Annotated in this window: 7 protein-coding genes; 2 read left to right on the top strand and 5 right to left on the bottom strand. The window is 41.5% G+C overall.

Annotated elements, in window-relative coordinates:
* On the bottom strand, positions 1-1,241 hold a 1,241-nt coding region (locus L650_RS0123335; RefSeq protein WP_029774579.1), incomplete at its 3' end, for a TonB-dependent receptor.
* Between the two features lie 177 nt (positions 1,242-1,418).
* On the opposite strand from L650_RS0123335, the gene L650_RS0123340 reads away from it, so the two are divergent.
* Positions 1,419-1,907: a peptide-methionine (S)-S-oxide reductase gene (locus tag L650_RS0123340; protein WP_029774580.1), complete on the top strand. Its 489-nt coding sequence runs from the start codon at positions 1,419-1,421 to the stop codon at positions 1,905-1,907.
* A 147-nt stretch (positions 1,908-2,054) separates the two neighbouring features.
* Here L650_RS0123340 and L650_RS0123345 read toward each other — a convergent pair whose 3' ends face one another.
* The 4 genes from L650_RS0123345 to L650_RS0123360 form a co-directional block, all read right to left on the bottom strand.
* Complete coding sequence (locus tag L650_RS0123345) at positions 2,055-2,606, bottom strand: DUF4136 domain-containing protein (protein ID WP_004587699.1); 552 nt, start codon at positions 2,604-2,606, stop codon at positions 2,055-2,057.
* 108 nt (positions 2,607-2,714) lie between these two features.
* The gene (locus tag L650_RS0123350; RefSeq protein ID WP_029774581.1) at positions 2,715-5,492 is read right to left on the bottom strand and encodes a hypothetical protein; all 2,778 of its coding nucleotides are present in this window, start codon (positions 5,490-5,492) and stop codon (positions 2,715-2,717) included.
* Positions 5,489-6,037 carry a condensin complex protein MksE gene (locus L650_RS0123355; protein WP_024033404.1) on the bottom strand — a complete coding sequence of 183 codons (549 nt, stop codon included), beginning with the start codon at positions 6,035-6,037 and terminating at the stop codon, positions 5,489-5,491. The genes L650_RS0123350 and L650_RS0123355 overlap by 4 nt, the downstream gene beginning before the upstream one ends.
* A 3-nt stretch (positions 6,038-6,040) precedes the next feature.
* Positions 6,041-7,312, bottom strand: coding sequence for a hypothetical protein (locus L650_RS0123360; protein ID WP_029774582.1), 1,272 nt, complete (start codon positions 7,310-7,312; stop codon positions 6,041-6,043).
* A 270-nt stretch (positions 7,313-7,582) separates the two neighbouring features.
* On the opposite strand from L650_RS0123360, the gene L650_RS0123365 reads away from it, so the two are divergent.
* Positions 7,583-8,694 (top strand): ISAs1 family transposase (locus L650_RS0123365; protein WP_029771904.1); only part of this gene is annotated, 1,112 nt, incomplete at its 3' end.

Below are 8,694 nucleotides of genomic sequence, written 5' to 3' on the forward strand. Positions count from 1 at the left end.
CCGCCAATGGCTGTATAGCCTGCAACTTGACTCGCCTGCGCGTATGATAAATAAAGGCTTTGCGCTGTGCCGTCATTATTTTGGGTATTTAAGGTTATATCACCAATGGCTGATACTTCAGCATCATCACGGTTTGTATCGTCATACGCAGCCCCTAAACGAAATATAAGCTGTTGGTTAGCCTTTAGCGCCATAGTGTATTGGGGCAATACGCTCAGCTTATAATATTTTCGTGAGGTAAAATTATTTTCAAGTGTGGTTGATTCAATCGAGTCATCAATAAATTGTGCTGAGTAATTAATTGCAAACGCATTGCTTTGTGCATGGCGGCCCGAAAGAGCAAGCGATTTAACTTCACTTTTATGAAACGCTTCGAATGCACTTGGGTTTTCGCGCGAGTAAATATAGTGATCGTCATGGGTGCGGTAATACGCCGATACTTCAAAATTACTGTTTTTAGCGTAGTTTTGCTTGTGATTAAGCATCCAAAGGCGAGTCTCTAAATCTTCAGTTTCGTTAACGCCAAAAGGGGTATACAAGTTAGGCCAGCCAAAAAACTTATCCTGTGAGCCATAAAATAAATCGGTTTGGCTATTCTCACTTGCCAATTGCACGCGAGCTGAGGCGCGCGAAAAGTCATGGTCACCATTATCAATAGTGCCATCACTTTGCGAGTGAGAATATTCACCTTCAAAACCTAAGGTATAGCCAGCTAAGCTATCAAGTTGTGTGTTTTTAGCAGCATGAATGCTTTGAAGATTAAAGTCATTCGTACCAGTACCAAGCGATACACTACCGCCAGTAATAATCGGTTTCCAACCAAACGAAACCGTACCTACAGAGCTGTTCATACCGTACAGTGCGTTATCGGCACCGGTTAAAACGGCTGGGCCGCTTAGCATTTGCGGTGCAATGGGAATTTCAGCAAAATAATGACCAGATTGCGGGTCAAGCAGGGTAGCACTGCCTACTCTAAAGCCGGTGTTTTCAAAAATACCGCCACGAATAGTTACATCAGCTTGTGCCTCAGCCATATTTCGTGATTGAAGATCTACACGTGGGTCGTACTCTAAATTAGAAATAGGCGAGTCAAATGTACCTACAGGCAGTTTATTCGCAGTAGGCGAAGCCTCCACTGTTATTTGCTCGATTGAAGACTCATCAGATAACGTATTAGCGTAAGCAAATGGAGTAACGCTGCATAATAGTGCAGGCAACATAATGTGTGGTGTGTGGTTCATGTGTTTCTCATCGTTTTTATATTTGTAGCTGCGGTTACAATTAATTTCAAAGCTTATATTTGGGCATGATAAAATAGCCAAATGTAACAGCAGTAATTTTGTGCGCGATTGTACATTAATTTGTTAATATCTGCATTTGATAACCATTCACACTTTACTCATTAGGTAGCATTTATAATGGATACTAAAGAACACAATACTATTTACTTTGCTGGTGGCTGCCTATGGGGCGTACAAGAGTTTATGAAACACTTACCAGGTGTTGTTAGCACACAGGCAGGGCGCGCTAATGGTTCAAGTAAAACTACAGATGGCGACTACGATGGTTACGCAGAATGCGTAAAGGTAATTTTTGACCTAAACGCCGTTAGCCTAAATAAGCTGTTTGACTACTTTTTTGAAATTATTGACCCATATAGCATTAATAAACAAGGGGATGACGTAGGCCCTAAATACCGCACTGCTATTTACAGCAAACACCAAAGCCATATAGACGCAGCAAACAATTATATAAATAAGCGCAGTGATGCAGAAAAAGTTGTAGTCGGCGTTGAGCGGCTAACTAATTACGTACCAAGCGATCCTGAGCATCAAGACCGTTTAACTAACCACCCAGATGACTATTGTCATATACCTTTTGAGTTATTGTATAAGTATAAAGCGTAAATCTAACTCGGTATTGTAGACGTGCAGCCTGCTGACGTGATGAGCGCAGCTCATAATTATTTAAATCTGAAGTCCCAAAAATAAACACCCACAAAAAAGCTCACATAATGTGAGCTTTTTTAAAACTTACTTAACGCTAATTTTAACTTACTGCTGCTTTTGCGGCGGGAAGTTGCTTAAAATATTAGCGACTGTTTCTTTAATTGATGCTTCGCGTTGCTCAGGCGATTGTTTTTTCTTTAAACGGCCTTCTTTTGCGCCGCGCCATACAAGTTGGTTTGATTCGCGGTCAATAATATCAATCACCAAAGTACCCACTTCGTATTCGCGGGCGCTAATGTCGCGTTGAAAACCCGTACCCCAGTATCCCCAACGTGCGCCGTAACCTACGTTAAAGCTGTCTACTTCTAGCTCTTTATCTACCGATGCATGGTAGTTAACTAGTACGTCAGCTTGGGCTGGGTCTACTAAGCTCATACCTAATGTTTGGCTAAGCTCTTTATTAACGGCAGTACGTACACGTTTTTCCATTAAGCCGTTAATTTGGTAGTTTGTGGTGTCTTTGGTTAGGCTCGCGTTTTCTACCCAAGCAAATGTTTTAAAATTACTAAAGTTGGCTGATTTGTCGTAATCCCAGTCAGGGGTTTGCGTACAGGCTGTAAGTAATGTCAGCGCTGCAACAATAAGTATATTTTTCATTACCTTTGCTCCAATAAAATGCGTTAATTTAAAATAACACACATCGTTTAAATGTGTATTAGTTTAACGTCCTATATTTTAGTTTAGTTGGTTTGCCTTAACGGCCAATTAATTGTGTTCAACTTCAATCCAGTCTTTTTCGTCTACCCAGTTTTGGGCGCCATCTTTTACTGAACGAATAGGTACAATGTAATCACAGCTTACCTGCGGCTTAACCGAGGCAAAAATTGGCACAAAGCCAAAGCTTAGTGCCGTTTCTATGATTGCTTTTTGGTTTTGCGGATCAATGTCGGCCGCTTCATCAATATAAATGGGTATACGGTAAAGGTTTTGTTCCTGATCGCTTAATAAGTAACGAATAAACAACATGCCACATAATAACTTAATAGTAATACGGGTCCCGTTTGAGCCAGCTGAATCGATTTTTTCAAAGTGTTCTGTTTCGCCAGCGCGGTTAACCACTTCAAAACGAATATCAAATAAGTCAGTTAATGTAAGGCCCGCTTTGTCGGAGGCAAGTTTTATTAGGTGATCTTTTGCTTCGTTTACCGCGCTTTCGCTGTAAGGTTCTTGGCTTAATAAGTCAAGGGTGTCGCCTTGTTCAAACTGATGCGACGTGCTGATAATGGTATCAATACTATCAACCAGCATTTTGCGCGGTATTACGTTAATTTTAAACGCTTGAAGGTTAGAAATACGGTGCTGGCTTATCCCTTTATTAAAGCTGTTCATTTCGCGGCGAAGTCGGTCTAAGTCTTCACGCAAGCCTTTAATTGTGGCGGCTACTTCGGTTAGGGCTACGCGGCCTTGGCGCTCAACGGCATCGCGTTCGTTATCAAGGTTATGAAATGCGCTAATCAACTTTTGGTATTTAGTAAATTCGTCATTTTCGTTATCGAACTTAGTAATACCCGCGTTATATACATGCAAATAGGTATTACGTACGTTTATGTCAAAGTTGCGCAGCTCTTGGCAGTCTTTATTAAAGTGATGTACTAAGTCGCTTAAGTTATCAAAGTCGACTGTTATGTCAATCATATATGGGGTTACTTTACCGCTGTATAAATCAAGCGTGTGGTCAATTCGCTCGCTTTTAACTTGGCGTAGGCGCTCGGTTTGGCGATTAATTTGCTCTTGCTTAGATTTAATTAACGAGCGCCTGTCAGCAATTGAGCCACTATTTTTTTGAATGTCTTGCAGGTAGTCGTCAACTTGTTCGCGCTCTGCTAATAACTGCTCTTTTAGCATGGATTGCGCTTCTACCGACTGCTGCATTACCTCAAATTGCTCTAAGCGTTTTAGTGCGCTCTCTGCGCTCATTAGCTCATCGTAAAGTGCATCTTTTTCTTTTTGTTTATCGGCCACGTTAGCGGCTACTTCGCGCTGTTGTTTAAACTCTTTTAACGAGCGTTCCAGCGCGTCTAGCTGAGCGCTAAGCTGGGCTTTGTTTTCGCCGCTTTGCATTTGCACTGGGGAAAGTTTTTTAAGTTTAATGCTTGCCCCTGGTAGGGTTAGTACACCGCCTTTAACGTTTTCGCTTAATAGCGATAAAAATTCCCCAAAGGCGTCTTCATCATCAATGGTTATATCGCCATTGCTGGTGGTGGCAAACGAGAGTATATCGGGGTTTAAAATGCGCGATATTTCTTCTACCTCTTTAAGTGATAGGTCTTCGCGCATTCGGGTAAACAAATTAAACTCAAGGTTTTTAAGCTGCAGTTTTAAGCTTTTAATTTGTTTTTGGGTCTCGCTAATGCGGTAATCAAGCGTGTGTAGGCTTTGCCCTTGTGCGCTGGTAATAGAGTGCGAAAGCGACTCGTAGTCTTGCTTAAGTTGGCCAAGGGTGGTTTTAAGGGTGGCTTTATTTACCAGTTCAAACTCGCTTTTAAGAGCGCTGTAATCTAAAAACCATTGCTCTATTTGGGTTTGCCTGCGCTCTATATCGCGCGATTGCTGTACGTATAAGCTTTGCTTTTGCTCAAACTCGTGTTTTTCGTGCTCTATGTCTTCAAGGGCAATGGCTAGTTCGCTCAGTTGTTCTTCTTGGTAGGTATCAAAGTCTATTAATGCTTGATCAATTTTAGGCGCGTAGGCTGCTAACTTACCTTTAAGCACGGTTTGGTTTTCAAGCATTGATTCAAGCGCTGTTATTGGCTCTTGCATTGATTCAAGCGCTTTTAACTCGCGTTTAGCACGATTTACTTTATCAAACGAGCGACGCCATACCTCGTAAAAGTCCACTTTAGAGTTAGACATATGGCGTTCAAACACACGTAGCATAAAGCGTTTAACATCGCTTGCACCCAATTTGTGTAAGTTAAGAATACGCCTAAAAATTTCTTTATAAATGGCGGAGTCTTGCACGTTATTAAGCGGGATCATTTTTAAATTAATGTCGCCGTCAAAAGGGGTTGCGCCGCCGGTAAGCAGGGCGTTTAGCTCTTGTGCTTTAAGCTCTATAGGGTTGTAACCTTGCGTTTTTAAATGATTAAACAGCTTGGTAAACTTAATAATGGTATTACCTTGCGTGTATTGCGCTAAATCAAGTTTGCCTTGATAACAAAAGTACTGATGCGCGTAACCGGCTATTTTACCAAGGCCTGCTACACCAATAACCACCGAGCCATGGGGGAGGTTGGCTTCGAGCAAAATGTACGACTGATCCGATGAAAAATAAAATTTACGGGTTTCATCTAAATCGTGCCCGTCCCATTCGGTTAGGCGTAAATCGTTTATTAGCGGAAATTGCAGGGCGTTAATAACCGAGCTTTTACCGGTATTGTTTGGTGCACAAATAGAGCTGCTTTTATCAAGCGGAATAACACACTTTGCATAGCCTGCGGTATTAAGTAGGGCGAGTTTACTTAGTCCGTATAAGTTTTTCATTGCTCGTCCTCTGTAATGTAGGTTTCTTCGTTTACTTCCATAAGTGCATCAATATAGCGGTGAATAGGCGCTTGTAGCATAAAGCCGCCTTCTACTTCGCGGGCAAGGCCTAAACGTACCATGCGCAGGTATACGTCTTTTCGTAAATCTGAGCCCGAAAATATCTCAAGCTGATCAAACAAGTGCTTATTAATTTGCACTAAGGTTTGCATCAGTTCTAAATCGTTTACTTCATCAAATAGGGCACGCATTGGGTCTTTACCCGTATTGGCAAAATGCTCAATTAAAATGTAAATAGTCAGTGCAATAGCACGGGATATTTTACCCATGTTTGGCGTGCTTTCGTCGCTGGCAAAGTAGTAAAAGCCGCGGCTATCGTGTTTTAAATCGTGGCCAAGGGCGCTAAATAAGGCGCTATAAGATTCTATGTGCTGGTCAAGCTCTTGCCACATTACGTTGTCTTGTTCGCAAATATGGTAACCCGCACCTAATTTTTTATTAATGGCTTGTAGGTGCGTAAGCTCGTCTAAGTTTATATGTGTCATGTGTTACTCGTCTGCCTGTGTATCTGGCTGAGGCGCAGAATTAAATGGGTATAACGAAAAATGCTGGCCGGCAATTTTTACGCGTGTTTTCTCATCGCTTTGGCTAATGTGAATTTCACTGTCGCTGACTAGTTTTTGATATAAAAATAGCATTTCGTCGGCGTCTAATTCTGGGTAGCTTTCATCTAAAAATTGCAGTAATGGCTGGGGCTTTTTACGTTTTTTATTAAAGCGTTTTGCAAAGCTTGTTTTAACATCGTGGTAATCAGGAATGTTTGGCGTAACAAATGCCGGCACGTCTTGTTGCTCTGGGAGTTGGTATTCTTCGTGTTCAAATTCTACCAAGCTTGCCATATAGGCAACAATATGACGCTGCTGGCCAAGCGAATAACGCTGCGCATCGCTTACAAAATTTGGTTGTACCGCGCTTAGCATGTTGTCTACGCCATTTTTACGCACAAGGCCAAGCACTTTTGCTGCCTGGCGGGTAATTAGGTTATTACGGCGTAGCTCTTCGCGCAGTGGCATAAGCATATCGGCACTTTTGCGTAAGCTTTCTCGGCCAACTAAATGCATTTCGAGTATACGAGTACGCAATTGCTCAAGCATACGTTTGTCGCTGTAGGCTTTGCCTGAGCGTTCAATGTGCTCTATTTGCTTACTTATTTGTTGCTCAATAAGTGTAAAACAGGCATGAAAGTCACCGCGTATATCGACCATTTTAAGCATCGGCTCTATGTATTCGTCAAAGGCTTCTATTACCGCTTTGTAGCGCTTTTGCAAAGATTGCACCGCGTGATCAGATTTAGCTTGCTCAACAATGTTTAAAATAGCGTTTTCGTTGTGCGCGTAAAGCTTCATTATTTTACGCACCCGATCATCCATAATGCGGCTATAGCGGCGTAAATCGTCAAAGTCTTCTATTTCGCCGGCATTATCTAATCGGTTTCCTAGGCGTGCTAAATCATCAACCAAAACGCTAATTTCTTGTGCTAAACCTAGGTGTTCTTCTTGTAATAAAAAGGTCGCAAAATCGGCAATGGCGCGGTTTATTTCAAGCTGGGATGATTTAGCCAATGGAATAAGTATATCTTGATTGAGCAAACGATTTGTTTCTTTGTAAATGCGCTCGTTTGTCCATGTGGGCTGTTTTTGCTTAATGGCGTTTTGCACGTCTTTGAGGCTAAAGTCGGCCATTTTAAAACGTTTAAATAATAGCTCTAAAACACCCCAATGTTCGCTAAGGGTATTAAGCAGCTTTTTAGCTGGGATCATAATGCGGTGATACATCCTAGTAATGAGTTAACTACGCTTAAAGCAGAGCGTAGTTTTTATATTTTTATAATAAAAAGTACTCGTTATTAACTGGCTTAATTTACACATTTTTTTAGCTGGCGTACAGGCGAGTTACATTAAGCGCTGTAAAAGTAGCCAGCAATGTAAACCTTGGCTTAATTATTCGCGCACGGCAAGATCATTATAAATTGAACTTATAGAGCAAGTAGTGATCAGATCAAGGCATAATAATTACTTGGTCGCATAAATATGAGCACTACTTTTCTGAAACATTTTAATTCAATTACAGATCCTCGCATTGAACGTTGTAAAAAGCATGAACTTATCGATATTCTTCTCCTTGCTATTAGCGCTGTACTCTCTGGTGCAGAAGGATGGGAAGATATTGAAGACTTTGGGCACCTAAAGCTTGATTGGTTAAAAAAATACGGTACGTTCAACGCAGGAATTCCAAAACATGACACGATTGCTCGCGTCATGTGTCGGTTAAAAGCAAATGAAATAGAAAGGGCATTTCAATCTTGGATATCATCACTGATTGAAACCACAGGTGCAGATATCATCGCTATCGATGGCAAAACCGCACGACGTTCATTTACCACAAAAGACAGAAAAAGTGCCTTACACACGGTCAGTGCATGGAGTTGCCAACACCAGTTAGTGCTTGGGCAGACGGCTGTTGATAATAAAACAAATGAAATCACCGCAATACCAGAATTACTCACCCTGCTCGATATTGAAAACAGTATCATTACGTTAGATGCGATGGGATGCCAACAAGAAATAGCAAAACAAATCATCCAACAAAAAGCAGATTATATTCTTGCACTTAAAGGTAATCATTCAGGCATGCAAAAGGAACTAGAAGCGTGGTGGCACAAGTGCGAGCGTGAAAGGTTAACTCAGCATAATTGTGATGAATATACCGAAATAAGCTCAGGACATGGGCGTGTTGAAACACGTACATGCCAGCAGTTACTTATAGATAAAAGCTGGTTAGGCAAGGATTATCGTTGGCCTGGCTTAACGAGTATTATTAAGGTCAGGGCTGAAGTTCATGATAAGTCGGCAGGGTCGGATACCACTGAAACACGCTGGTATATAAGTTCATTAGACTTAAATGCAGCGCAAGCACTCAATGCGGTACGCAGTCACTGGCAGGTTGAAAGCATGCATTGGATGCTTGATATGAACTTCAGAGAAGATGAATCGAGAATACGCAAACTTCAAGGGCCATTAATGTTTAATGTAATGCGAAAGATAGCCATGGCGCTTTTTAAACAAGATACATCTAAGTCAGCTAGTATGGCGAGGAAAAAGAAAATGGCAGGGCTAGACGATGATTACCGCTCAACCCTGTT

The sequence above is a fragment of the Pseudoalteromonas sp. TB51 genome (genome assembly GCF_000498055.1).
Lineage (GTDB): Bacteria > Pseudomonadota > Gammaproteobacteria > Enterobacterales > Alteromonadaceae > Pseudoalteromonas > Pseudoalteromonas atlantica.